The following is a 22,185-nucleotide window of genomic DNA, read 5'->3' as shown; positions in this document are numbered from 1 at the left end:
TTGCAATTGACCTTGCGACACGAGGCGCGAAGTAATGCCGCATGATCCTTCACACCGATACTCGCCCAACCCTCAATCTGATCCGTTTGCCGAACGGCCAGGGCCTCGATCTGCCCGCCTATGAAACGCGCGGTGCAGCCGGCATGGACCTGCGCGCGGCCATCGACGAGGACAAGCCGCTGGTGCTGGCGCCCGGCAAACGCGCGCTCGTTCCGACCGGCTTCGTCTTCGAAATCCCTGAAGGTTTCGAGGGCCAGGTTTGCCCGCGTTCCGGCCTCGCGGCCAAGAACGGCGTCACCTGCCTCAATGCACCCGGCACGGTCGACAGCGATTATCGCGGCGAAGTGAAGGTCATTCTCGTCAATCATGGCGAGGAGGATTTCACCATCACGCGCGGCATGCGCATCGCGCAGATGGTAATTGCGCCGTTCATCCAGGCTCGCATCGCCGAAGTCTCCGAGGCGACCGAAACCGCGCGCGGCGCCGGCGGCTTCGGCTCGACAGGCGTATGAGCGCCACTGAGACGACCGGCCTCAGATTCCGACAGGACTATTTCAGCGATCCGGCGGGCTGGGCCGCTCTCGTCTCCCTCCTCGACGATACATTCGGCATCGATATCGATCCGCTGCGCGAACTCGGCGGCGCGGATCCGACCAGCATGCCCTTCGGCTGGTTTACCGAGGGAGGCGTGCTTGCCGCCAATCTCTCGGCTTTCGCCATGCCTTTCGTCCTCAATGGCAGGTTGGTCAACGCGGCCGGACTTCAATCTGGCGCGGTCCGTCCGCCGTGGCGTGGCCGCGGCCTGTACCGCGATGTGACGCACAAGGCTCTGGGCTGGTGCGAGGCGCAGGGCTTCGAAGCGGTCATCCTCTATACGGACAAGCCTGATCTCTACGAGCCCTACGGTTTCCGTTCGCTGCCTCTTCATAAATATGCCGGCCCTGCACCCGCCCCTGCAGGCTCCGCAGCATCGCGATCGCTGCAGCCGCGCGATGCCGGTGATCTTGCTCTGCTTCAGGACTTGCTGGCGAACCGCAAGCCGATTTCGGAGACGCTCGCCGTCGCCAGCAGCCCGGCGATGTTCCTCATCAACACGCAGTTCGATCCCGATGTCCGCCTCAGCTATCTGGAAGAGAGCAAGGCCGTCATCGCCTGGAAGATGCCCGCAGCCGGTCACTTCGTTCTTCTCGATGTGATTGCGACTGAAATTCCTCCGCTTGCCGCAATCCTTGCCGGTCTCGGCGTAGAGGCAACGACAGTCGAAACGCTCTTTCGTCCGGACAGGCTCGGCTGGTCCGGCAAGGCATTGCCTTACGAAGGTGGAACGCGGCTGATGCTGCGCGGGATGGAAGAGGTGAGCCTCGATCACCCCGCAATGCTCTCGCCAATGGCGGATTTCTGAGGCTATTTTTTCCGTATCAGCGGGGGAAGCCGGCGCTTGACCGGCGAGGACTTGATCATCGACGTATTGGTTTCCGCCCGCTCGGCCACCTTGTCGAGAATGCTGTCGAGCTCCCCCATAGAGCGGACGACGAGGCGGGCAATGAAACAATCGTCTCCCGTGACCTTGTCGCATTCAATGAATTCGGGCGTGTCCTGGATGATGCGCTCGACGATGTGGAGCTGGCCGGGCAGGGGGCGCACTCGCACAATGGCTTGAAGGGGATAGCCAATCGCCGCCGGATCGAGATGGATGGTGAAAAGCGTCACGACCCCACGTTCCTCGAGCCGCCGCAGGCGCTCCGCTGCGCTCGGCGAAGAAAGGCCTACAGCCTGAGCGAGCTCTTTTAGAGAAATACGCGAATTTCCTGCCAGCGCCTCTATCATTGCGCGGTCAATATCGTCGACTGCCTGCATCTCGTTAGCCAACATGGCAAAAACTCCTAACAAGATTAGGTTTATCCAGCCTTTCCCTTTCTTATCTTATAGAAAATGCTGCGATGCCGCAATACAATTTCCGCTAACGAACGGAGATGGCGATGCAAGGCGATATCAGAAGAGGCACAGCGGAGATGACGGCAGCGATGCTGATCTCGGGAACGATCGGATGGTTCGTCGTCATGTCCGGCCAACCCGTCAGCGGCGTCGTCTTCTGGCGCTGCTTTTTCGGCGCCCTGACCCTCCTTGTCATCTGCACCGCCCTTGGCTTGCTGAGGCCCGGCGTCATCAGCCTGCGTTCGCTCGGCATCGCCCTCTTCGGCGGCATCGCCATCGTTTCCAACTGGCTGCTGCTGTTCGCCTCCTATTCGCACGCCTCGATCTCGATCGCGACGACGGTCTACAACACCCAGCCCTTCATGCTGCTTGCACTCGGCGCGCTCTTTCTTGGCGAGAAAATCACGGGCACCAAGCTCTTCTGGCTCGGTCTTTCCTTCGCCGGCATGGCTGTTATCGTCGAGGCGAAGCCGCAAGCCGATGCCGTCTCCGGCAGCTATGGTTTCGGTATCCTAATGGCGCTGGGTGCTGCTTTCTTCTATGCGCTGGCCGCACTTGCCGCCAAATGGCTGCGAGGTACACCGCCGCATCTGATCGCACTGATCCAGGTTTCGACCGGCATCGTCATGCTGGCGCCGATGACCGATTTTACGAACCTGCCCGTCGATATGGGAGCATGGCTGATCCTGATCACCGTCGGCGTCATCCACACCGGTCTCATGTATGTGCTGCTCTATGGCGCAATCCAGAAGCTGCCGACGCATCTGACAGGCGCTCTGTCCTTCATCTATCCGGTCGCCGCCATCCTGGTCGACCGCTTCGCCTTCGGCCATGCATTGCAGCCGATGCAGATCGCCGGGGCGGCGGTCATTCTGTTTGCCGCCGCCGGTATGAATCTCGGCTGGTCGCCGGGCAGGCTCGTTCGCCTGCCGGCGACAAGAAGCTAGGCTGTTACTTCGCCCTACTCGTTACTTTGATTGGCGCGTCGTTTCGAACAGGAACCAGGTGCGGCGTTCGCTTTGGTCGATCCAGTTCTCGATCAGACTGGCGGTCGCAACGTCATTATGTTCGTCGCAGACTTCATGCACTTGACGCAGGATGGAGACGAGGTGAAGGTTGTCTTCACGCAGCTCCGAGAGCATGTCCTCAGGAGTGACATAGTCCGCATCATTGTCCGGGATACGCTGCTGGCGGGCGATTTGGCCGATCGAACGCAGCGTCGTGCCGCCGATCTTGCGGGCGCGTTCGGCAACCTCATCCGTCATGTCGAAAATCTGTTCTGCCTGCTCGTCGAGCAGCAGATGATAATCGCGGAAATGCGGACCGGACATGTGCCAGTGGAAGTTCTTGGTCTTCACATAAAGCGTAAATACATCGGCGAGCAGCGCGGTCAGCGCAGCCGAGATATCGGTAATCGCGTTGGTCGGCAGGTCGGAAGGGGTCTTGAGCGGCAAACGTCTGCGGGCTTCGGCTGAGGTAGGCGACATGTATTCTCTCCTTGGTGATGAAAACCTTCTGCTCCGACGGCCTGAAGGAAGCCGCGGCGGGCCGTGTCTGCGGCCGCTTGCAAGGGGAAAATAGCAAGGCCGGATCGGTTTCCAAGTAGATCATGGTTCAGCCGACCTATTCTTTATGGTTATGGACAGATCAGCGCCAGGCGATTGATGGAGCCTGTCCCACGCGCCTATAGAGAGGCAGCGCAAGCCAGTGGATACGAAGATGAGCCTTACCGTCCTGATCGCCTATGCCGGAGCCCTGTTCATCGCCGCCGCCATTCCCGGCCCGGGGATCACGGCGATCGTGGCGCGTGCACTCGGCTCGACCTTCCGCGAGACCTTCTTCATGGGACTCGGCCTCGTGCTCGGTGACATGACCTATCTCACCGCTGTCATCCTCGGCCTTGCCTTCGTGGCGCAGGCCTTCACCGAAATCTTCCTCGTCATCAAGATCGCCGGCGCGCTCTATCTCGGGTACATCGCCTGGAAGCTTTGGACCGCCGGCTTGCTGCCGCAGGATATCGCCGCGAAGAAATCCAGCAGTGCCGGCATGTCGTTCCTGTCCGGCCTGCTGGTGACGCTCGGCAATCCGAAGACCATGCTGTTCTACGTGGCGCTGGTGCCGACGCTGATCGATCTCGGCAGCATAGGCATGCGCGACTATCTGATTCTGCTTGCCGTCACTTTCGTGGTTCTGATGATCGTGCTCATTCCCTACATGATGCTGGCATCACGAGCCCGCACGATGCTGAAGCGGCCACGCGCACTGCAGGCGCTGAACCGCGTCGCCGCCAGCATCCTGGCAGGTACGGCAGCCTTCATCGCCACTCGTGCAGCCTGAAATAAACATTCGGCAACGGATGGTTTTCAAAGGATTTTTTCTCCGGCTCAAGCGAGCAGCGGATGAAGCCACTCTGGTCTCATCGCCACTTTGACCCTATTCTCTCCGCAGATTTCAGAATGGATTTCAAAGGGAGAGCACCCATGTCGCACAAACCGGGCCGCGGCCGCATCTATTCCTCCATCACCGATACAATCGGCGACACACCGCTCGTTCGCCTCGACAAGCTCGCCAAGGAAAAGGGCGTGGTTGCCAATATCCTCGCCAAGCTGGAATTCTTCAATCCGATCGCATCGGTGAAGGACCGCATCGGTGTCGCCATGATCGAGAGCCTGGAAACGCAGGGCAAGATCTCGCCCGGCAAGACCGTGCTGATCGAGCCGACGTCGGGCAATACCGGCATCGCGCTTGCCTTCGCTGCGGCTGCCAAGGGCTACCGGCTGATCCTCACCATGCCGGAGACGATGTCTGTCGAGCGCCGCAAGATGCTGGCGCTGCTCGGTGCCGAGCTGGTGCTGACAGAGGGGCCGAAGGGCATGAAGGGGGCGATCGCCAAGGCCGAAGAACTCGCCGCTTCGCTGCCCGATGCCGTCATCCCGCAGCAGTTCGAGAACCCGGCCAACCCGGAAATCCACCGTAAGACGACAGCCGAGGAAATCTGGAACGACACCGATGGCACGGTCGATATCTTCGTTGCCGGCATCGGCACCGGCGGCACGATCACCGGCGTCGGCCAAGTGCTGAAGAGCCACAAGCCGGATATCCGGGTCGTCGCGGTCGAGCCCAGCGATTCACCGGTACTGTCAGGCGGTACGCCCGGCCCGCACAAGATCCAGGGTATCGGCGCCGGCTTCGCGCCGAAGATCCTCGATACCAGCATCTACGACGAGGTCGTGACGGTCAGCAATGACGAGGCCTTCCAGCTGGCGCGGCTCGTCGCCAGGCTCGAAGGCGTGCCCGTCGGTATTTCCTCAGGTGCGGCGCTCACGGCCGCAATCGAGGTCGGTCGCCGTCCAGAAAATGCCGGCAAGAACATCGTCGTCATCATCCCATCCTTTGCCGAGCGGTATCTTTCGACGGCGTTGTTTGAAGGGTTGGGAAGCTGAGATGGGAATTCGTGAGTAGTGAGTATGAATGAGGCTGCCTTCAGTGCCTGCCGCAAATCACTTTGGCCGGCCAATCACCGATTGTGAGCCGCTACTCACTAATCACCGTTCACTAATCACCCAACCTCACGCCGCCGCTGTCAGCCGCGCGCCGGCGACGCGGTAAGAGATCGCTTCCGCAAGATGGATCCGACCCACGGTTTCCTCACCGTCGAGATCGGCAAGCGTGCGGGCGACCTTCAACACCCGGTGATAGCCGCGTGCCGAAAACTTCATCTTGTCGGCGGCATCGCGCAGCAACTGCAATCCCGCCGCATCCGGCTCGGCGAACTTCTCGATCATCGAGGTGGAGCATCCGGCATTGGTGGAAATACCGGTAGCACCTGCAGCGGCATAGCGTTCGCGTTGGATGTCACGGGCGCGGGCAACGCGCCGAGCGACATCGGCACTCGCTTCAGCCACCGCCGGCCGGATGAGGTCGGCGGCGGAAACGGCCGGTACGTCGATGCGGATATCGATGCGGTCCATCAGCGGGCCGGAAATGCGGGCCTGATAATCCGTCATGCAGCGCGGCCCTCGGGCACAGGTGTGGCCGGGCTCGCCCGCCATGCCGCAACGGCAGGGATTCATGGCTGCGATGAGCTGGATCCGCGCCGGATAGGAGACCCGGTGATTGGCGCGTGCGATGACGCATTCACCGCTTTCCAGAGGCTGACGCAGGGCATCGAGCGCCTGCGGCGTAAATTCCGGAAACTCATCGAGGAAAAGCACGCCGTGATGGGCAAGCGAAGCCTCGCCCGGCCGGGCGCGCAAGCCGCCGCCGATGAGGGCTGCCATGGTCGCCGAATGGTGCGGCGTGCGAAACGGCCTGCGGTCCGAGAGCTTGCCGCCGGAAAGCTGGCCGGCGATGGAATGGATCATCGAGACCTCCAGCAATTCCGCAGCCGAAAGCGGCGGCAGGATGGAGGGCAGCCTCGACGCCAGCATCGACTTGCCGGAGCCGGGTGGTCCGACCATCAGCAGATTGTGGCCGCCGGCGGCCGCCACTTCCAGCGCCCGCTTGGCGCTTTCCTGCCCCTTGATCTCGGCGAGATCGGGAAGGTTGGCTGCATTGGGGCGAATGGATGGCTCCGGACGCGAGAGTATCTGCGTGCCACGGAAATGATTGGCGAGCGCGATCAGGCTGCGCGGCGCCAGAATGTCGACCCCGGAACCCGCCCACGCGGCCTCCGAGCCGCTTTCAGCCGGGCAGATCAGGCCCTTTCCGGTCGCATTGGCGCCGATTGCAGCCGGCAGCGCACCGGCGATCGCGGCAATGGTGCCGTCGAGGTTGAGTTCACCGACAACGACATAGTCGGACAAAGCGTCCGCCGGAATGGCACCGAGTGCGGCCATCAGGCCGAGAGCGATGGGCAAATCGAAATGGCTGCCCTCTTTGGGAAGATCGGCTGGCGCAAGATTGACCGTCACGCGTTTTGCCGGCAGCGCCAGGCCGGAGGCATGCAAGGCCGCCTGCACCCGCTCGCGGCTTTCCGCAACCGCCTTGTCCGGCAGACCGACGATCTGGATTCCCATCTTGCCGGGAGCGACCATGACCTGGACCTCGACCGGCACACCTTCAATGCCCTGAAACGCAACCGTGCTGACGCGTGCGACCATGCCCTGCCCCGAAACCTCTACACCCCACCTATGAAGGCGGTCACAATCTGGCATGGAATTTGGAATAAAACAAGAACGATAAGCGAACGAATTCAGCTACCCGCTGCAATCAGATTGCGATCGGTTGTAAAGCCGGAACGAAGGCGATCAAAGGCGGAACACTTAGCGCATTTCCATTTTCATCGAATCGCGGAAATTCTCTATCTCATTGTTTCTACACAACTCCGGGCGCATAACCCCTGCACGGTTTTGCTAAAATTACCTAGCTGCGCTTGCGCTCGATGGCATCCCATAACAGGCTTGCGATATCGGCGCCGCCGAACTTCTTCACCTCGCGGATGCCGGTCGGCGAGGTCACGTTGATTTCGGTCATGTAGTCACCGATCACATCGATGCCGACGAGCAGGAAGCCACGTTCGCGCAAAGCGGGGCCGATGCGCTCGCAGATTTCCTTTTCGCGCGCCGTCAGTTCGGTCGGCTCGGCGCGACCGCCGACATGCATATTGGAGCGGCTGTCATGCTCGGCGGGGACGCGATTGATGGCGCCGGCAAATTCGCCGTTGACGAGGATGATGCGCTTGTCGCCCTTGCGCACGTCAGGCAGGTATTGCTGGGCGATGAAGGGCTCGCGGAAGAGCTGGCCGAACATTTCAAGCAGTGAGGACAGGTTGCGGTCATCCCTGGTGGAATGGAAGACGCCGGCGCCACCATTGCCGTAGAGCGGCTTCAGGATGATGTCGCCCATCTCGTCGCGGAAGCGGCGGATCTCGCCCGGATCCTTGGTGATCAGTGTCTTCGGCATCAGGTCGGAAAATTCGGTGACGAAGATCTTTTCCGGCGAGTTGCGCACCCAGGCCGGATCGTTGACGACGAGCGTCTTCGGATGGATTCGTTCGAGCAGATGCGTCGCGGTGATGTAGGCCATGTCGAAGGGCGGGTCCTGGCGCAGCAGAACGACATCCATGGTCGAGAGGTCGACGCGTTCGGGCGCACCGAGCTCATAGTAGTCACCCTTGACGTCGCGCAGCACCATCGGCTCGACGGAAGCATAGAGCTTGCCGTCGCGGAAGCTCAGGCGTTCGGGTGTGTAGTGGAAGAGATTGTAGCCACGCGCCTGCGCTTCGAGGCTCATGGCGAAAGTGGAATCACCTGCGATATTGATGCCGGAGACATGGTCCATCTGGACCGCTACGTTCTTAACCTTGGCCATTTCCGTCCCTTGAGCTGATGACGCCCAGATGTAGGTCGGTCAGGCATCAAACGCAACGGCAATCAATGGCTTCGGATGTTTCCGCGGGCGCTATTGTCAGGCGGCGATGCCGGTACCGCCGCTGTTGCGCAAGAGGTTGCGCAGGCGGTAGGCGATGGCGAGCGGCTTTGGGAAAGGCTTACGCAGGAAGGCGACCTTACGGACGTAATTGTCGACCCGCCAGTTCGCCCAGGTGCCGCCGGCGAAGAAAGCGACATCGCCCGCCTGCAGTGTACGCTCTAGGCCGTCTTCGGTGGTGACGTGCACCTCGCCTTCGAGGATCATCACCGTCTCGTCCCATCCGAAACGCCAGCGGAATTCACCTGATGTGCAATCCCAGATCGCCGTTAGCGAGGCTTCGTCATGGCCGCGGGAGTGTTCCGCCGTGCGCGCCTGCGGATTGCCGCTGATGATCCAATCCGGATTGATCGGCGTCGGCTTCAGCACCATCCGGTCGCTTGCCTGCGCGACGAAAGATTTGCCTGATGGCTTCAACGCGGCATAAGGCACCGACCGCGCAGCCGTCGCTGCGGCTGTTGCAAGCATCATCTTCCAGGCCATGAATTACCCCCAGTTGCTACCCCTAGCTGCGCTGTGGATAGCAAAAGAGTCATAAAAGCCCGTTCAAGCAGACGCTAAAACTTTAACGAAAGCTTGTTCGCCAGTTTTAGGCGCCTGCGGAATTTAGCGCCTCCCTAGAAAGCGTCCGGGAAATGACGGGGCAGCTTCCCCGGCAATATCGCAACGATATCATAGCGCTGTGAGAGCTGGGCATAGTCCCGCTGACGGGCAAGCCAGAGATCACTTGCGGCCCGGATACGCTTTTGTGAGCCATAGGAGACGGCATCCACCGCGCCCATTTCGTCGGCGCGCGCCTTGACCTCGACAAAGACGGCCAGATCCCCCTTGCGGGCGATAATATCGATCTCGCCGAGCTTTGTCCGGTGCCGCAGGGCGAGAATACGGTAGCCTTTCAGCATCAGGAAAATGGCGGCAATATATTCCGCCGTCCAGCCGCGGCGCAGCGCCTTTCTTCTGCGGAGCGTCGCCTCGCCGTCAGCCATTTTCCGCCTTCATGTCGAGGAGCTTCTGGTAGAGCACCTTGCGCGGCAGACCAGTCAAGCGAGCAGCCTCGGTTGCGGCCTTCGCAGTCGGCAGGTCTTTTGAGAGATCGGCGAGAACCGTGTCGACGTCGGCTTCGGTAGCGGCCCGCTTTTTCGGCGGGCCGATCACCAGCACGATCTCGCCCTTCACATTGTCATGTTCTTCATAGTGGGCTGCGAGCTCGGCAAGCGTGCCACGGCGGAATTCCTCATAGGTCTTCGTCAGTTCGCGGCAGACCGACGCCTCGCGTTCGGCGCCGAGCACATCGGCAGCGGCCAGCAGCGTCGCGCCAATGCGATGGGGTGATTCAAAGAAAATCAACGTGGCAGGTGCGGCTACAAATTCCGCGAGCCGATCGCGGCGCGCCTTGTCCTTGGTCGGCAGGAAGCCGGCAAAGAGAAAGGCATCGTTCGGCAGGCCTGAACCGACGAGGGCGGCAAGTGGCGCCGAAGCACCGGGAATGGGGATAACGCGGTAGCCCATCTCGATCGCCTGCTGCGCCAGCCGATAGCCGGGGTCGGAAACGAGCGGCGTGCCGGCATCGGAGACAAGCGCCACCGACTTGCCGGCTTCGAGCGCCTGCAGCAATCGCGGCCCGGCCTCATCGGCATTGTGCTCATGATAGGCGAAGGGGCGATTCTGGATGCCGGAACGATCAAGCAAAACGCGGGTAACACGGGTATCTTCGCAGGCCAGGACATCGGCACCGGCGAGTGTTTCCAGCGCCCGCAGCGTGATGTCACCGAGATTGCCGATCGGTGTGGCGACGAGATAGAGAGCCGATTCGAGCGGGCGCGCCGGCACCGCAATATTGTGCAGGCGAAAGCCGCGCCGGGCGCCGGTTTCCGCTGTCGTCTCTTCCGTCATGTCACTCACTTTCGTCCCGCCGGGCTCTGCCCTTTATGGGCGAGTGGTGTCACTTCGACAAGGGGCGCAATTTCTGTGAGCATTGCACTGCAAAACGGCATTTGCAGGCCTGTGGACAGCCATACCTCTTGCAATCGCCAGCAAAGTTCTGCCATTTTGCCCGTCCACTCCCCTCTCCCAAAGGGGAAAGCAGTGACGCGGCGCTTGCAGGCGCCCGGACAATAAAGGTCGAAAGCGGTAGCATCCCATGCGTATTACTATTGAGCGGTCAAACCTTTTGAAGTCGCTGAACCACGTGCATCGCGTGGTCGAACGCCGCAACACGATCCCGATCCTGTCCAACGTGCTTTTGAAGGCGGACGGCCAGAGCCTCGACATGAAGGCGACCGACCTCGATCTCGAAATTACCGAAGCGACGCCTGCCAATGTCGAGCAGGCGGGTGCCACCACCGTTCCCGCCCATCTCCTTTACGATATCGTGCGCAAGCTTCCCGATGGCGCGGAAGTCCTGCTCGCGACCACGCAGGACGGGGGCTCGATGAATGTCCAGTCGGGCCGTTCGAAGTTCTCGCTGCAGTGCCTGCCGGAATCCGACTTCCCTGATCTGACGGCCGGTACCTTCACGCACTCCTTCAAGCTGAAGGCAAGCGACCTGAAGATGCTGATCGACCGGACACAGTTTGCGATCTCCACCGAAGAAACCCGCTATTATCTGAACGGCATCTTCTTCCACACGATCGAAAGCAATGGCGACCTGAAGCTCCGCGCCGTCGCGACCGACGGCCACCGTCTGGCCCGCGCCGATGTGGATGCGCCTTCCGGCTCGGAAGGCATGCCGGGTATCATCATTCCGCGCAAGACGGTCGGAGAATTGCAGAAGCTCGTCGATGTGCCGGATGCGATCGTCACCGTCGAAGTCTCCGACGCCAAGATCCGCATCACCATCGGCTCCATCGTCATGACCTCGAAGCTGATCGACGGCACCTTCCCGGACTATCAGCGCGTCATCCCGACCAACAACGACAAGGAAATGCGCGTCGACTGCACGAGCTTCGCCCAGGCCGTCGACCGCGTCTCGACGATTTCCTCCGAGCGCGGCCGCGCCGTGAAGCTCGCGCTCTCCGATGGTCAGCTGCTGCTCACCGTCAACAACCCGGATTCCGGCAGCGCTACGGAAGAAGTCGCCGTCGGCTACGATACGGATCCGATGGAAATCGGCTTCAACGCCAAGTATCTGCTCGATATCACCGCGCAGCTTTCCGGCGACGAAGCGATCTTCCTGCTGGCGGACGCCGGTTCACCGACACTCGTGCGCGACACCGCCGGTGACGACGCCCTCTACGTGTTGATGCCGATGCGCGTCTAAGCGCGCGTCGCATTTATTGTCGAAACTTTTCTGATCGCGACATGGCCTCTTGTTTTTGCATCACCCTCCTGCAATTAAGGGAAAGTTGAACGGCAGGTACGGGAGGATTGTATGGCATTGCGGCTCAAGGAACGGCTCGGCAGGAAGTTTGACGAGGAGATCCGCTTCTTCAAGGGCATGATGCAGGGGCCGAAGACTGTCGGCTCCATCATTCCAACCTCCTCGATCACCGCCCGCAAGATGGCAAGTGTCGCAGATCCGCATTCGGACCTGCCTGTCCTCGAGCTCGGCCCTGGCACCGGAGCCATCACCAAGGCGATCCTTGCCCATGGCGTGAAACCGGAAAAGCTCGTCGCCATCGAATATTCGACAGACTTTTACCAGCATCTCCTTCGCCTCTATCCAGGCGTGACCTTCGTCAACGGCGATGCTTTCGATCTCGACAGGACGCTCGGCTCACTTCGGGATCAGAGGTTCGATTGCGCCATCTCATGCATACCGCTCCTGAACTTCCCGATGCAGGCGCGCATCTCGCTTCTCGAAAACCTGCTCGACCGCATGCCGGCGGGCCGGCCATTCGTGCAGATCTCCTATGGTGCGGTGTCGCCAATCGTCGCCAATCCCGATCGCTACAGCATTCATCATTTTGATTTCATCGTGCGCAATATTCCTCCAGCCCAACTCTGGATCTATCGGCGCGGATAAATGTTTGGACTTTATATCACTCACCCGCAGGTCAAGATCGACCCCCAGGTTCCCGTTCCCAAATGGGGTCTTTCCGACATCGGTGCCGAACGTGCCCGCAAGGCTGCGTCGAGCGACTGGGCGAATCGGCTGACCCGCATCGTCTCCAGCGACGAGACGAAAGCGATCGAGACTGCGGAAATCCTTGCCGAAGCTTCGGGTGCGAAAATCGAGATCGTGCATGGCATGCACGAGAATGATCGTACTGCTACCGGCTTCCTGCCGCCGGACAAGTTCGAAGAGGCTGCCAACTGGTTCTTCGCCCATCCGCAGGAGAGCTTCAGAGGCTGGGAACGAGCTGTCGATGCGCAAGCCCGCATCGTCTCGGCGGTCGAAGCGATCCTCTCTTCGCATGATCAAAATGCACCGATTGCCTTCGTTGGCCATGGCGGCGTCGGAACGCTGCTCAAGTGCCATCTGATGGGCACGCCGATAGTGCGCGACGGAGATCAGCCGGGCGGCGGTGGCAATCTCTATGCTTTCGGCCTTGCAGATCGCCGCTTATCATGCGACTGGACACCCATCGAAGACTGGCGGGGATGAATTGAGATGGACGCACGCGAGCGGTTGATCGTGGGGCTGGATGTTCCAACGATTGGCGAAGCGGAAAGATTGGTTTCCACGCTCGGCGACGACATTCTCTTCTACAAGATCGGCTACCAGCTCGTCTTTGCCGGCGGGCTGGAATTTGCCCGCGACCTTGCCGCCAGCGGCAAGAAGATCTTCCTGGACATGAAACTGCTCGACATCGACAACACGGTCGCATCCGGCGTCGAAAACATCGCCAAGATGGGCATGTCGATGCTGACGCTGCATGCCTATCCGAAAGCGATGAAGGCCGCGGTCGAGGCGGCGAAAGGCTCCGGCCTCTGCCTGCTCGGCGTGACCGTGCTGACCTCGATGGATGCCGAGGACCTCGTCGAGGCTGGTTATCAATATGATCCGCAGGCACTGGTCGCGCGCCGCGCCGAACAGGCGCGTGCTGCCGGTATGGGCGGCATCGTCTGCTCCGCCGAGGAATCCGCTGCTGTTAGCGAGATCGTCGGCCCTGATATGGCGATCGTTACACCCGGCATCCGCCCGACGGGCGCCGAAAAGGGCGACCAGAAGCGGGTCATGACGCCTAAGGATGCACTGAAGGCCGGGTCCACCCATCTCGTCGTCGCCCGCCCGATCGTCAAGGCACCGGAACCGCGGGAAGCAGCGCGTGCAATCCTCAATGAAATGGTCGCCGCGCTCTGGCCGGCAAACCGGTGACACATGTGCTGAAAGGGGACAACAATGGCCAAGGGATACTGGATCGCCCGCGTCGATGTGCGCGACCTCGAGCGCTACAAGGATTATGTCGCGGCTGCAAAGCCAGCCTTTGAAAAATACGGTGCGAACTTTCTCGCCCGCGGCGGCGCAATCACCGAGCTTGAAGGCAAGGCGCGCGCCCGTAACGTCGTCATCGAATTTCCCTCGATGCAGCATGCCGTCGACTGTTATAATTCGCCGGAATACCAGATCGCCGCAAAAATCCGCCATGAGGTGGCCGATGCCGAAATGGTCGTCGTCGAAGGCATCTGAACCAGTTTCGAACGGGTAAGAACTGCGGCGCGATGGCCCTTTTCGTCGCGCCGGGATTCGGCTAAGACGAAATCCACCACAGCATTCCAAAGCCTTTCGAGGAGCCTGCCATGACCCTTGCCAACCTGCCGCCGCTCGTCACCGTGTTCGGAGGGTCCGGCTTCATCGGCAGACACGTCGTGCGTGTGCTGGCCAAGCGCGGCTACCGTATCCGCGTCGCCGTTCGCCGCCCCGATCTCGCGGGCTTCCTGCAGCCGCTCGGCAATGTCGGCCAGATCTCCTTCGTTCAGGCCAACCTGCGCTACCGCAATTCGATCGACCGCGCCGTCGAAGGTGCCGACCACGTGATCAATTGCGTCGGCATCCTCTTCGAGAGCGGCCGCAACACGTTCGATGCCGTGCAGGAATTTGGCGGCCGTGCGGTGGCTGAAGCCGCCCGCAATGCCGGTGCGACGCTCACTCACCTCTCGGCTATTGGCGCAAACTCCGGCTCGCAGTCCAGTTACGGCCGCACCAAGGGCCGCGCGGAAGCAGCCATTCTGTCTATTAAGACGGACGCAGTGATCTTCCGTCCATCTATCGTCTTCGGCCCGGAAGACAGCTTCTTCAACAAGTTCGCCAACATGGCGCGCATGTTCCCGGTGCTGCCGCTCGTCGGCGGCGGCAAGACGAAGTTCCAGCCGGTTTACGTCGAAGATGTCGCCGAGGCCGTTGCCCGCGCCGTCGACGGCAAGATCGAAGGTGGAAAGATCTATGAGCTCGGCGGCCCTGAAGTCCTGAGCTTCCGTGAATGTCTTGAGACCATGCTGAAGGTCACGGCTCGCAAGAACCCGCTCATTTCCCTTCCCTTCGGCATCGCATCGCTGATCGGCAGCATAGCTTCGCTGGTGCCGTTCATCACACCGCCGATCACACCGGATCAGGTTAAGCTGCTGAAGCATGACAATGTCGTTTCGAAGGAAGCCGAAGCTGAAGGCCGCACGCTCAAGGGCCTCGGCATAACGCCGACGATGGCGACTTCGGTGCTCGAATCCTACCTTGTGCAGTACCGCCCGCACGGCCAGTATACCGGCTCCGGCAAGGCTGCCTGATAATAGATAGTCGACAGTTCAAGCGCCGCTCGTGAAGTTTCACGGGCGGCGTTTTTCTTTTCGTGAGATGCAAATCTGGCGCAAGCCCAGCGTGTTATGGCGCGTTTCATAGTGGGTTACGTTGCATAAAAGACGCATAGGAAATTTAGTGGAGTTAACACCAAATTTAGCAGGAACATTTATTGCTATTTGCTATTCCACTGACTAAACACCCCCGCGCGTCTTCAGACAGACTCAAGCGCCTCGCAGGCGTGCGGCAATCACTGTGAAAGGCTATTTCTAATGGGTAAGTCAATCGCGCTTCTTTTTGCGTGTGCGGCACTGGTCATCCTCGCAGGCTCCTTCATTGCGCCGGGCTCCGTTGCAGCGGTGAAGGGCGGTTGCTCGCCGGCCTACGGCGTCGATCCCTGCTCGACGGCCTCCATTACCCACTAACAGAAAGCCGGTCCTTTCGAACCGGCTTTAGTTTTTGTCCCGGTGCGAGCGAAACATATTCGATCGCTCGCAAGTTTCGCGATTCAGGCGATCATGCCGGCCATCGCCATGCCGAGCAGCACAACACCCAAAATGATGCGATAGATCGCGAAGACCGTAAAACGGTTGCTCCTGATGTAGGCCAGCAACCACTTGACGGCGATGAAGGCAACGATCGTCGAAACGACGAAGGCAATGCCGAGCGCGGTCCAATCTTCGTTTGCCGCACCGCCATCCCTGAAGGTTTCCAGAAGCGAGAAGGCGCTTGCTGCATACATCGTCGGAATGCCGACGAGGAAGGCGAATTCGGTTGCCGCAGCGCGGTTGCCCGTGCCGGCCAGCATGGCGACGAAGATCGTAGCGCCAGAGCGGGACGTTCCGGGGAAGACACCGGCAACGACCTGGGCGATACCGACCAGAATGGCAACGAGCCAGGTGATGTGAGAGCTCGGCGGGCGGCGGGCGGCAGCCCATTCGGCAAAGATCATCCAGATACCGCCAATGATCAGCGCCCATGCAACCGGCGTTGCTGTCTCAGGCAGCTCGAAACCCATTTTCTTAACGATAAGGCCGAGAACCGCGGTGATCAAGAATGCGGCAATCAGCTTGAAGGCGTAATCGCGGTTCGCAGGATCGCGCCAGCCGAGCAGCAGATCCAGCAGGCGACGCCAGTAGATAATCGTGACGGCGAGGATGGCGCCGGCCTGAATGACGATGTTGAATGTATCTGAGCGTGCGCCGAGCCACTGTTCCGCAATGATCAGATGGCCGGTGCTCGAAATCGGCAGGAACTCGGTGATCCCTTCTATAATACCCAGGATTATAGAGCTTATATAGTCCATAAAGTGTCTCCGGTTTGGGGTTCGGTCGGACTGGAATGGCGGTCAGGTTTATATTGCACTGCACAATCATCATTCGCCAGAGCGGGAGGCAAGAAAAGGCGAGCGGGGAGTTGCGATGATTCAGGCAGCCATGTTTTGTCCCTCGTCAGGCAGGGGAGGCCCGACTCGCTTGTATTGGCGAGGCCAAGCTCCTATAGCTTCAACTAATGAGTCATGACTAGGGCGGTATAAGTGGCGCGCCCTTGAACCCATGCACCACAATCAAAAGTCCGAGTATCAATGCCCACGCTTTATCATCATCCCATGTCGTCCGCATCTCGCTTCGTCAGGCTCATTCTGGCGGAATACGGCTACCAGGCGGAGCTGATCGAGGAACAGACCTGGGAGAAGCGCCGCGACTTCCTGGCGCTCAATCCGGCGGGCACGCTGCCTGTCTATGTCGATGACAGCATGCGGGCGCTCTGTGGCGCGACCGTCATTTCCGAATATCTCGACGAGACGCATGGCGTGCTGAAGCGCGACCGCCGACTGCTCGCCGAGGACCCATTCCAGCGCGCGGAAATCCGCCGCCTGACGGAATGGTTCATGCAGAAGATGGAAAACGACGTCACCAAGCCGCTGGCGCGCGAGCGCGTCTACAAGCTGCAAATGACGGCCGACCAGGGCGGCGGCGCCCCGGATTCCAAGATGTTGCGTACGGCGCGCGCCAATATCCGCCAGCATATGCGTTATCTCACATGGCTTGCAGGCTCGCGCCAATGGCTGGCCGGCGACCGGATGAGCTATGCCGATCTTGCCGCCGCCGCCTCTATCTCGATCCTTGATTATCTCGGTGAGATCGACTGGTCGGAATCACCGCTTGCCAAGGACTGGTACCAGCGGCTGAAATCGCGCCCCTCCTTCCGCCCGCTTCTGACTGAACGCGTGCGAGGCCTGACGCCGGTTTCCCATTATGCCGACCTGGATTTCTGACGAGGGCTTTTCATGCCCGAAGCGAAAACCGATGATATAAAAGACCGCAAGCGCCGCGACAATTTGACCACCTTCCTGAAGGCGGAATCACTCGCTCTCGGCTTTGATCTCTGTCGCATCACCCGTCCGGATTCGATTCCTGACGCAAAGGAGCGGCTCGGCCAATTCATCGATGCCGGCCGGCATGGGACGATGGAGTGGATGGCCGAGACGCGAGAGCGCCGTGGCGACCCACGCACGCTCTGGAGCGATGTGCGCTCGGTCGCGATCTTCGGCCTCAACTACGGGCCTGAGGACGATCCGCGCGGCATTCTCGACAAGAAGGACAAGGCGGCGATCTCCGTCTATGCCCGCAATCGCGATTACCATGATGTCATCAAGGGCCGGCTGAAGGAGATCGCCACACGTTTTGCCGCCAGGGCGGGTGCAGACGTGAAGGTCTTCGTCGATACCGCGCCGGTCATGGAAAAGCCGCTGGCGGCCGCTGCCGGGCTTGGCTGGCAGGGTAAACACACCAATCTTCTCAGCCGCGAGCATGGCTCCTGGCTTTTCCTCGGCTCGATGTTCACGACCGCCGATCTCAATATAGATTTGCCCGAGACGGATCATTGCGGCTCCTGCCGCGCCTGCCTCGATGCCTGCCCGACCGCCGCCTTTCCGGCGCCCTACCAGATCGATGCGCGCCGCTGCATCTCGTATCTGACCATCGAGCACAAGGGACCGATCGGTCCTGAATTCCGGCCGCTGATCGGCAATCGCATCTACGGCTGCGACGATTGTCTTGCTGCCTGCCCGTGGAACAAGTTCGCAAGCGAAGCCTCGGAAATGAAGCTGAAGGCACGCGAAGATCTGAAGGAGCCGTCCATCGCCTTCCTTCTCACGCTTGACGATCCGACCTTTCGCAGCTTCTTCAGCGGCTCGCCGGTCAAGCGCATCGGCCGCGACCGCTTCATCCGCAATGTGCTGATCGCCGCCGGCAATTCCGGCGAGCGCGGCCTCATCGAGCAATGTCGCATTCTGACCACCGATGCCTCGCCTGCCGTGCGCGGCATGGCAGTCTGGGCGTTATCGCGGCTCATGAAGGCTGGCGAATTCGACGCCTTTGCCGCACAAAGGGAAAGTGAGTCGGACGAGGATGTCCTCGGCGAGTGGCGAATGGCGGGAGTGAGCTGATGCATGTGATGATCTTTGGCTGCGGTTATTCCGGTACAGCGATCGCCAAGGCCTTTGGCGAGAGCGGCGTGCGCGCCTCGGGCACGACCCGTTCTCCGGAAAAAGCCGAAGAACTGCGGAAAGCCGGGATCGAAGCCTTCCTTTTTGACGGCGAGACCTTGAGCGCCGAGATGCAGGCTGCCATGGCAGACGTTACTCATCTCGTGCAGTCGATTGCGCCGCGCGACACCGATCCGCTGCTTGCATTGCTTGGTCAGGATGGCGCGGCACGTCTGCCTGACCTGCAATGGATCGGCTATCTCTCCACCGTCGGCGTCTATGGCGACCATAAGGGCGGCTGGGTGACGGAAGAAACCGTTTGCGTTCCGATCTCCGGCCGCTCGAAGGAGCGGTTGGAAGCGGAGGAGGCCTGGCTTGCGCTCGGTCGCGCCCGCGGCGTGCCGGCTGCGATATTGCGTCTCTCGGGCATTTACGGGCCAGGACGCAACGCTTTCGTCAACCTCGATCGCGGTACGGCGCGTCGTATCATAAAGAAGGAGCAAGTCTTCAACCGCATCCGCGTTGAGGACATCGGCGCTTCCACCCGCTTTCTGTCGGAACACGCGCTCGGCGGCATCTACAATGTCACCGACGATCAGCCCGGCCCACCACAGGACGTCATCGTCGAAGCGGCTCGCCTGATGGGCGTCGAGCCGCCGCCGGAACAGGCTTTCGAGACGGCAGAGATGACGGCTATGGCCCGCTCTTTCTATGGTGAGAACAAGCGGGTTTCGAATGCCAAACTGAAGGCTGCGGGCTTCCGTTTTGCCTTCCCGAACTACCCGATGTCGCTCGCCCAACTCTGGCAAAATGGGTATTGGAGAGGTTGATGAGCCCTCTCATTCGGGTGAGCGGGTTATAGCCCATAAAGAGTAGGAATTTCCTACTTTCTAGTTTTGGTGAACTTTATTTCGCTCTGCACTATGGTTAACAGCCCCTAAATTTGCGCAAATGTGGCGTCAAATATGGCAACCTGAGAAAAAAATTTTTGTGATTTCCAGTGACTACCAACCGTTTATCGTTTTCCCGAAAAAATTATTCGGATTTTAGCTGATTTTATTAGGTTTTTTCCACAACTTGACAAAGCGGTGTCCTGCTACCGCAATGTTATCAAAATCACAAATATTACAGACCGTAATGTTCCGTGATCGTCATTGGCACTTTTTCGCCACTTTTCCCCGGATTGAAGCCCCACCGCCTGCGAAGGCGCAAGTTCAATAGTTGAGGGACAATCCGTTTTGAAGAAAATCTGCCGTTCTCTAATCACCACCGCAGCCATTGCAGCCTGTTCTTTCGTCCTTCCAGCGGAAGGGTTTGCTGCCAACGGATGTGGCGGTGCTTCGTGGTACGCACTTCGCTCCAAAACTGCTTCCGGGGAACGCATGAACCCGGCCATCTATACTGCCGCACATCGCTCTCTGGCGTTCGGCACCAAGGTGAAGGTCACCAACCGCAACAACGGCCGCAGCGTCGTCGTTCGCATCAATGATCGTGGTCCGTTTATCCGTGGTCGCGTGCTCGATCTGTCGCGCGCTGCTGCACAGAATATCGGCATGGTCTCCTCGGGCACTGCGAAGGTCTGCTACGAAGTCATCAGCTGAGGCCCAAGTCCTCCGCACAATCCCTGCGCCGGATGCGGCGCTTGCTCTTGCCGTCAATCGCGGGTAACCACGCGGTTGAGACTTGTGAACAATCCACCCAGTCACTTAGGTTTCCCTGGCAGGTTTCCTAGTGCTCATTTTGCGCGGATCGTTCACCAGCCAAGGCAACAGGAGAAGTTTGAATGCGTTTGGGCGGCCGCCTCGAAGGGGCGATTTCGGTTCTGGCTGATATCGATGCCCGTAAAAGGCCTGTCGCCGATGCGTTGAAGGACTGGGGCCTCGCCCACCGTTTCGCCGGCTCCGGCGACCGGGCGGCGATCGGCAACATCGTCTATGACGCGCTGCGCATGCGGCTCTCCCATGCCTATCTGATGGACGACGACAGCGCCGTTGCCATTGCCCATGCCGTCATGTTCCGCCAATGGGGTTTCACGCCAGAAAAGCTGGCCGCGGAACTTGTCGACGACAAGTTCGCGCCGGCGCCGCTTTCGGCCGACTCACTCGCGGCCTTTACGAGCCGCTCTCTTTCCGACGCAGCCCCGCATGTGCAGGGCGATATTCCAGAATGGGTGCAATCCTCCTTCGAACAGGCCTTCGGCGGCGAATGGCTCTCCGAGGCGCAGGCGCTCGCCGGACGCCCGACGCTTGATCTGCGCGCCAATATCCTGAAAGCCACCCGCGAAAAGGCTGCCAAGGCGCTGGAACGCGCCGGCGCCAATGAAGCGAAGATCGCACGCTACGGCATCCGGATTCCCGCCGGCGAGGGTGCCTCACGCTTGCCCAACGTGACGGCCGAACTTTCGTTCCAGAAAGGTTGGTTCGAGGTTCAGGACGAGGGATCGCAGATCGTTGCCGATCTCGTGTTGCCTAGGGATGGCGATCAGGTGCTGGATTACTGCGCCGGCGGCGGCGGCAAGACGCTCGCCATGGCGGCCGCCATGCACAACAAGGGCCAGGTCCATGCCTATGATGCCGACCGCAAGCGGCTTGCGCCGATCATCGAGCGGCTGAAGCGCGCCGGCACACGCAACGTTCAGGTCCATGACGATATCAGAGGCCTGTCCGGCCTGCGCGACCGCTGCGACAAGGTGCTGGTCGATGCGCCCTGCACCGGCACGGGCACGTGGCGCCGTCGGCCGGATACGAAATGGCGGCTGACCGCCAAGAACCTCGACGAACGCACGGCCCAGCAGCAGGACGCGCTGAAACAAGCAAGCGGCTTCGTGCGCCCCGGCGGCGAACTCATCTACGTTACCTGCTCGGTGCTGCCGCAGGAGAACGAAGAGCAGGTGCGGCGCTTTGCCGCCGACCACGGCGACTTCGAAATCGTCGGTGCTCTGCCTGCCTGGGATAGCCTATTCGGCAAGGAGAGCACACGCCCGCGCTCTTCCGACGGCAAGACGATCACGCTGACGCCGGCCTCGACGGATACCGACGGCTTCTTTTTCTGCCGCCTCAAAAGGATAGGCTGAGCCTTACGGCGACGGCGCCCGCAACGGATATTGATGCCGCGGTGGGATGAGATGGTGCACGACGGCGATCGCAACCAGCAGAACGCCACCCAGCAGCACGACCGCAAACAGCGTCAAGCCGCCGAGATGCGAGCCGAGAGCAACAAGCGGCACGGCACCTGCCGGCGGATGCGTGACCCTCAGCGCCAGCATGGCGGCGATCGCGATGCCGGCGGCGATTGCCGCGACCCACCATAGACCCGGAAAGAAGAAAGCGGCTGCGGCACCGACTGCGGCAGCAAGGACATAGCCGCCGATGACATTGGCCGGTTGGGCAAGGGGGCTCTTCGGTTGTCCGAAGATCAGCACCGCCGTCGCGCCGAAGGGCGCGATCAGCAGCGGAATGCCCGTCGTGATGGCAAGTGTACCGACTGAAACCATGCCTATAACGGCGCCAATTCCAGACTTGAGGTGCGCATGGAATGCGCCCTTCGGTTCGTGGCGATGAATGAAATGCTTGATGTGATGACGCATGAAGGCCGGTCGGATGAGGGAGTATTCGGCAGGTCAGATGAAGGATTGAGCAGAGTGCGCGATAAATAGCGC

General features: G+C 60.5%; 26 protein-coding genes. 17 read left to right on the top strand and 9 right to left on the bottom strand.

Annotation, left to right across the window (positions count from 1 at the left end):
* Positions 1 to 41 precede the first annotated feature (41 nt).
* Both dut and KQ933_RS21395 read left to right on the top strand, forming a co-directional pair.
* Complete coding sequence (gene dut, locus KQ933_RS21400; protein WP_216756782.1) at positions 42 to 512, top strand: dUTP diphosphatase; 471 nt, start codon at positions 42 to 44, stop codon at positions 510 to 512.
* On the top strand, positions 509 to 1,402 hold the full coding sequence (locus KQ933_RS21395; protein WP_216756781.1) for a GNAT family N-acetyltransferase: 894 nt from the start codon (positions 509 to 511) through the stop codon (positions 1,400 to 1,402). The genes dut and KQ933_RS21395 overlap by 4 nt, the downstream gene beginning before the upstream one ends.
* Before the next feature lie 2 nt (positions 1,403 to 1,404).
* Here the strand turns inward: KQ933_RS21395 and KQ933_RS21390 are convergent, their stop codons facing one another.
* Positions 1,405 to 1,869, bottom strand: coding sequence for an Lrp/AsnC family transcriptional regulator (locus KQ933_RS21390; protein ID WP_216758968.1), 465 nt, complete (start codon positions 1,867 to 1,869; stop codon positions 1,405 to 1,407).
* Positions 1,870 to 1,979: 110 nt separating this feature from the next.
* Here KQ933_RS21390 and KQ933_RS21385 point away from each other — a divergent pair, with 110 nt between their 5' ends.
* Positions 1,980 to 2,882: a DMT family transporter gene (locus KQ933_RS21385; RefSeq protein WP_216756780.1), complete on the top strand. Its 903-nt coding sequence runs from the start codon at positions 1,980 to 1,982 to the stop codon at positions 2,880 to 2,882.
* Positions 2,883 to 2,903: 21 nt separating this feature from the next.
* Here the strand turns inward: KQ933_RS21385 and KQ933_RS21380 are convergent, their stop codons facing one another.
* Entirely contained in the window at positions 2,904 to 3,422 is a 519-nt protein-coding gene (locus tag KQ933_RS21380; protein ID WP_216756779.1) for a Dps family protein, read from the bottom strand.
* A 232-nt stretch (positions 3,423 to 3,654) separates the two neighbouring features.
* On the opposite strand from KQ933_RS21380, the gene KQ933_RS21375 reads away from it, so the two are divergent.
* Together KQ933_RS21375 and cysK are read left to right on the top strand one after the other, a co-directional pair.
* A complete protein-coding gene (locus KQ933_RS21375) occupies positions 3,655 to 4,272 on the top strand; it encodes a LysE family translocator (RefSeq protein ID WP_216756778.1) in 618 nt (205 codons plus the stop codon).
* Between the two features lie 143 nt (positions 4,273 to 4,415).
* A complete protein-coding gene (gene cysK / locus KQ933_RS21370; RefSeq protein WP_216756777.1) occupies positions 4,416 to 5,378 on the top strand; it encodes a cysteine synthase A in 963 nt (320 codons plus the stop codon).
* A 126-nt stretch (positions 5,379 to 5,504) separates the two neighbouring features.
* Here cysK and KQ933_RS21365 read toward each other — a convergent pair whose 3' ends face one another.
* The 5 genes from KQ933_RS21365 to rsmI all read right to left on the bottom strand — a co-directional run bounded on the left by KQ933_RS21365 (position 5,505) and on the right by rsmI (position 10,257).
* Complete coding sequence (locus tag KQ933_RS21365; protein ID WP_216756776.1) at positions 5,505 to 7,037, bottom strand: YifB family Mg chelatase-like AAA ATPase; 1,533 nt, start codon at positions 7,035 to 7,037, stop codon at positions 5,505 to 5,507.
* Positions 7,038 to 7,299: 262 nt separating this feature from the next.
* A complete protein-coding gene (gene gshB, locus KQ933_RS21360; RefSeq protein WP_216756775.1) occupies positions 7,300 to 8,247 on the bottom strand; it encodes a glutathione synthase in 948 nt (315 codons plus the stop codon).
* A 96-nt stretch (positions 8,248 to 8,343) separates the two neighbouring features.
* Positions 8,344 to 8,847 carry a cupin domain-containing protein gene (locus tag KQ933_RS21355; RefSeq protein ID WP_183727810.1) on the bottom strand — a complete coding sequence of 168 codons (504 nt, stop codon included), beginning with the start codon at positions 8,845 to 8,847 and terminating at the stop codon, positions 8,344 to 8,346.
* A 134-nt stretch (positions 8,848 to 8,981) separates the two neighbouring features.
* The gene (locus KQ933_RS21350; protein WP_216756774.1) at positions 8,982 to 9,350 is read right to left on the bottom strand and encodes a YraN family protein; all 369 of its coding nucleotides are present in this window, start codon (positions 9,348 to 9,350) and stop codon (positions 8,982 to 8,984) included.
* Complete coding sequence (gene rsmI, locus KQ933_RS21345; RefSeq protein WP_216758967.1) at positions 9,343 to 10,257, bottom strand: 16S rRNA (cytidine(1402)-2'-O)-methyltransferase; 915 nt, start codon at positions 10,255 to 10,257, stop codon at positions 9,343 to 9,345. Before rsmI ends, KQ933_RS21350 begins: the two co-directional genes overlap by 8 nt.
* 247 nt (positions 10,258 to 10,504) lie before the next feature.
* Here rsmI and dnaN point away from each other — a divergent pair, with 247 nt between their 5' ends.
* The 7 genes from dnaN to KQ933_RS21310 all read left to right on the top strand — a co-directional run bounded on the left by dnaN (position 10,505) and on the right by KQ933_RS21310 (position 15,462).
* Positions 10,505 to 11,623 carry a DNA polymerase III subunit beta gene (dnaN, locus tag KQ933_RS21340; RefSeq protein WP_216756773.1) on the top strand — a complete coding sequence of 373 codons (1,119 nt, stop codon included), beginning with the start codon at positions 10,505 to 10,507 and terminating at the stop codon, positions 11,621 to 11,623.
* A gap of 111 nt (positions 11,624 to 11,734) precedes the next feature.
* Positions 11,735 to 12,328 carry a phospholipid N-methyltransferase PmtA gene (pmtA, locus tag KQ933_RS21335; RefSeq protein WP_216756772.1) on the top strand — a complete coding sequence of 198 codons (594 nt, stop codon included), beginning with the start codon at positions 11,735 to 11,737 and terminating at the stop codon, positions 12,326 to 12,328.
* Positions 12,329 to 12,910: a histidine phosphatase family protein gene (locus KQ933_RS21330; RefSeq protein WP_216756771.1), complete on the top strand. Its 582-nt coding sequence runs from the start codon at positions 12,329 to 12,331 to the stop codon at positions 12,908 to 12,910.
* Positions 12,911 to 12,916: 6 nt separating this feature from the next.
* Positions 12,917 to 13,624, top strand: coding sequence for an orotidine-5'-phosphate decarboxylase (pyrF, locus tag KQ933_RS21325; RefSeq protein WP_216756770.1), 708 nt, complete (start codon positions 12,917 to 12,919; stop codon positions 13,622 to 13,624).
* 24 nt (positions 13,625 to 13,648) lie between these two features.
* Positions 13,649 to 13,936, top strand: coding sequence for a DUF1330 domain-containing protein (locus KQ933_RS21320; RefSeq protein ID WP_113307715.1), 288 nt, complete (start codon positions 13,649 to 13,651; stop codon positions 13,934 to 13,936).
* A 110-nt stretch (positions 13,937 to 14,046) separates the two neighbouring features.
* The gene (locus KQ933_RS21315) at positions 14,047 to 15,027 is read left to right on the top strand and encodes a complex I NDUFA9 subunit family protein (RefSeq protein ID WP_216756769.1); all 981 of its coding nucleotides are present in this window, start codon (positions 14,047 to 14,049) and stop codon (positions 15,025 to 15,027) included.
* A gap of 282 nt (positions 15,028 to 15,309) precedes the next feature.
* Positions 15,310 to 15,462: a hypothetical protein gene (locus tag KQ933_RS21310; protein WP_165911864.1), complete on the top strand. Its 153-nt coding sequence runs from the start codon at positions 15,310 to 15,312 to the stop codon at positions 15,460 to 15,462.
* Positions 15,463 to 15,545: 83 nt separating this feature from the next.
* Here the strand turns inward: KQ933_RS21310 and KQ933_RS21305 are convergent, their stop codons facing one another.
* Positions 15,546 to 16,343, bottom strand: a complete 798-nt coding sequence (locus KQ933_RS21305; protein ID WP_216756768.1) for an undecaprenyl-diphosphate phosphatase — start codon at positions 16,341 to 16,343, stop codon at positions 15,546 to 15,548.
* 279 nt (positions 16,344 to 16,622) lie between these two features.
* On the opposite strand from KQ933_RS21305, the gene KQ933_RS21300 reads away from it, so the two are divergent.
* From KQ933_RS21300 to KQ933_RS21280, 5 genes are all read left to right on the top strand, one after another.
* Positions 16,623 to 17,315, top strand: coding sequence for a glutathione S-transferase family protein (locus KQ933_RS21300; protein ID WP_113298271.1), 693 nt, complete (start codon positions 16,623 to 16,625; stop codon positions 17,313 to 17,315).
* Between the two features lie 12 nt (positions 17,316 to 17,327).
* Complete coding sequence (queG, locus tag KQ933_RS21295; protein ID WP_216756767.1) at positions 17,328 to 18,488, top strand: tRNA epoxyqueuosine(34) reductase QueG; 1,161 nt, start codon at positions 17,328 to 17,330, stop codon at positions 18,486 to 18,488.
* Positions 18,488 to 19,357, top strand: a complete 870-nt coding sequence (locus KQ933_RS21290) for an SDR family oxidoreductase (protein WP_216756766.1) — start codon at positions 18,488 to 18,490, stop codon at positions 19,355 to 19,357. Before queG ends, KQ933_RS21290 begins: the two co-directional genes overlap by 1 nt.
* Before the next feature lie 408 nt (positions 19,358 to 19,765).
* On the top strand, positions 19,766 to 20,128 hold the full coding sequence (locus KQ933_RS21285; protein WP_183727787.1) for a septal ring lytic transglycosylase RlpA family protein: 363 nt from the start codon (positions 19,766 to 19,768) through the stop codon (positions 20,126 to 20,128).
* 182 nt (positions 20,129 to 20,310) lie between these two features.
* Positions 20,311 to 21,600 (top strand): RsmB/NOP family class I SAM-dependent RNA methyltransferase, encoded by a 1,290-nt coding sequence (locus KQ933_RS21280; RefSeq protein WP_216756765.1) that lies wholly within the window; start codon positions 20,311 to 20,313, stop codon positions 21,598 to 21,600.
* 3 nt (positions 21,601 to 21,603) lie between these two features.
* On the opposite strand, the gene KQ933_RS21275 is transcribed toward KQ933_RS21280, so the two are convergent.
* Positions 21,604 to 22,113, bottom strand: a complete 510-nt coding sequence (locus tag KQ933_RS21275) for an HPP family protein (protein ID WP_216756764.1) — start codon at positions 22,111 to 22,113, stop codon at positions 21,604 to 21,606.
* Between the last annotated feature and the right edge of the window lie 72 nt (positions 22,114 to 22,185).

The organism is Rhizobium sp. WYJ-E13, from assembly GCF_018987265.1.
Lineage (GTDB): Bacteria > Pseudomonadota > Alphaproteobacteria > Rhizobiales > Rhizobiaceae > Rhizobium.
This window is presented reverse-complemented; position numbering and strand designations above follow the sequence as displayed.

Excerpts from the sequence above, each read along its gene's own strand:
- KQ933_RS21315 (WP_216756769.1), top strand. The coding sequence starts at position 14,047 with ATGACCCTTGCCAACCTGCCGCCGCTCGTCACCGTGTTCGGAGGGTCC.
- KQ933_RS21300 (WP_113298271.1), top strand. The coding sequence starts at position 16,623 with ATGCCCACGCTTTATCATCATCCCATGTCGTCCGCATCTCGCTTCGTC.
- KQ933_RS21355 (WP_183727810.1), bottom strand. The coding sequence starts at position 8,847 with ATGGCCTGGAAGATGATGCTTGCAACAGCCGCAGCGACGGCTGCGCGG.
- KQ933_RS21310 (WP_165911864.1), top strand. The coding sequence starts at position 15,310 with ATGGGTAAGTCAATCGCGCTTCTTTTTGCGTGTGCGGCACTGGTCATC.
- dut (WP_216756782.1), top strand. The coding sequence starts at position 42 with ATGATCCTTCACACCGATACTCGCCCAACCCTCAATCTGATCCGTTTG.
- KQ933_RS21330 (WP_216756771.1), top strand. The coding sequence starts at position 12,329 with ATGTTTGGACTTTATATCACTCACCCGCAGGTCAAGATCGACCCCCAG.
- pyrF (WP_216756770.1), top strand. The coding sequence starts at position 12,917 with ATGGACGCACGCGAGCGGTTGATCGTGGGGCTGGATGTTCCAACGATT.
- KQ933_RS21385 (WP_216756780.1), top strand. The coding sequence starts at position 1,980 with ATGCAAGGCGATATCAGAAGAGGCACAGCGGAGATGACGGCAGCGATG.
- KQ933_RS21380 (WP_216756779.1), bottom strand. The coding sequence starts at position 3,422 with ATGTCGCCTACCTCAGCCGAAGCCCGCAGACGTTTGCCGCTCAAGACC.
- KQ933_RS21280 (WP_216756765.1), top strand. The coding sequence starts at position 20,311 with ATGCGTTTGGGCGGCCGCCTCGAAGGGGCGATTTCGGTTCTGGCTGAT.
- KQ933_RS21365 (WP_216756776.1), bottom strand. The coding sequence starts at position 7,037 with ATGGTCGCACGCGTCAGCACGGTTGCGTTTCAGGGCATTGAAGGTGTG.
- KQ933_RS21275 (WP_216756764.1), bottom strand. The coding sequence starts at position 22,113 with ATGCGTCATCACATCAAGCATTTCATTCATCGCCACGAACCGAAGGGC.
- KQ933_RS21320 (WP_113307715.1), top strand. The coding sequence starts at position 13,649 with ATGGCCAAGGGATACTGGATCGCCCGCGTCGATGTGCGCGACCTCGAG.
- KQ933_RS21305 (WP_216756768.1), bottom strand. The coding sequence starts at position 16,343 with ATGGACTATATAAGCTCTATAATCCTGGGTATTATAGAAGGGATCACC.
- KQ933_RS21290 (WP_216756766.1), top strand. The coding sequence starts at position 18,488 with ATGCATGTGATGATCTTTGGCTGCGGTTATTCCGGTACAGCGATCGCC.
- KQ933_RS21375 (WP_216756778.1), top strand. The coding sequence starts at position 3,655 with ATGAGCCTTACCGTCCTGATCGCCTATGCCGGAGCCCTGTTCATCGCC.
- rsmI (WP_216758967.1), bottom strand. The coding sequence starts at position 10,257 with ATGACGGAAGAGACGACAGCGGAAACCGGCGCCCGGCGCGGCTTTCGC.
- KQ933_RS21395 (WP_216756781.1), top strand. The coding sequence starts at position 509 with ATGAGCGCCACTGAGACGACCGGCCTCAGATTCCGACAGGACTATTTC.
- pmtA (WP_216756772.1), top strand. The coding sequence starts at position 11,735 with ATGGCATTGCGGCTCAAGGAACGGCTCGGCAGGAAGTTTGACGAGGAG.
- cysK (WP_216756777.1), top strand. The coding sequence starts at position 4,416 with ATGTCGCACAAACCGGGCCGCGGCCGCATCTATTCCTCCATCACCGAT.
- queG (WP_216756767.1), top strand. The coding sequence starts at position 17,328 with ATGCCCGAAGCGAAAACCGATGATATAAAAGACCGCAAGCGCCGCGAC.
- dnaN (WP_216756773.1), top strand. The coding sequence starts at position 10,505 with ATGCGTATTACTATTGAGCGGTCAAACCTTTTGAAGTCGCTGAACCAC.
- gshB (WP_216756775.1), bottom strand. The coding sequence starts at position 8,247 with ATGGCCAAGGTTAAGAACGTAGCGGTCCAGATGGACCATGTCTCCGGC.
- KQ933_RS21350 (WP_216756774.1), bottom strand. The coding sequence starts at position 9,350 with ATGGCTGACGGCGAGGCGACGCTCCGCAGAAGAAAGGCGCTGCGCCGC.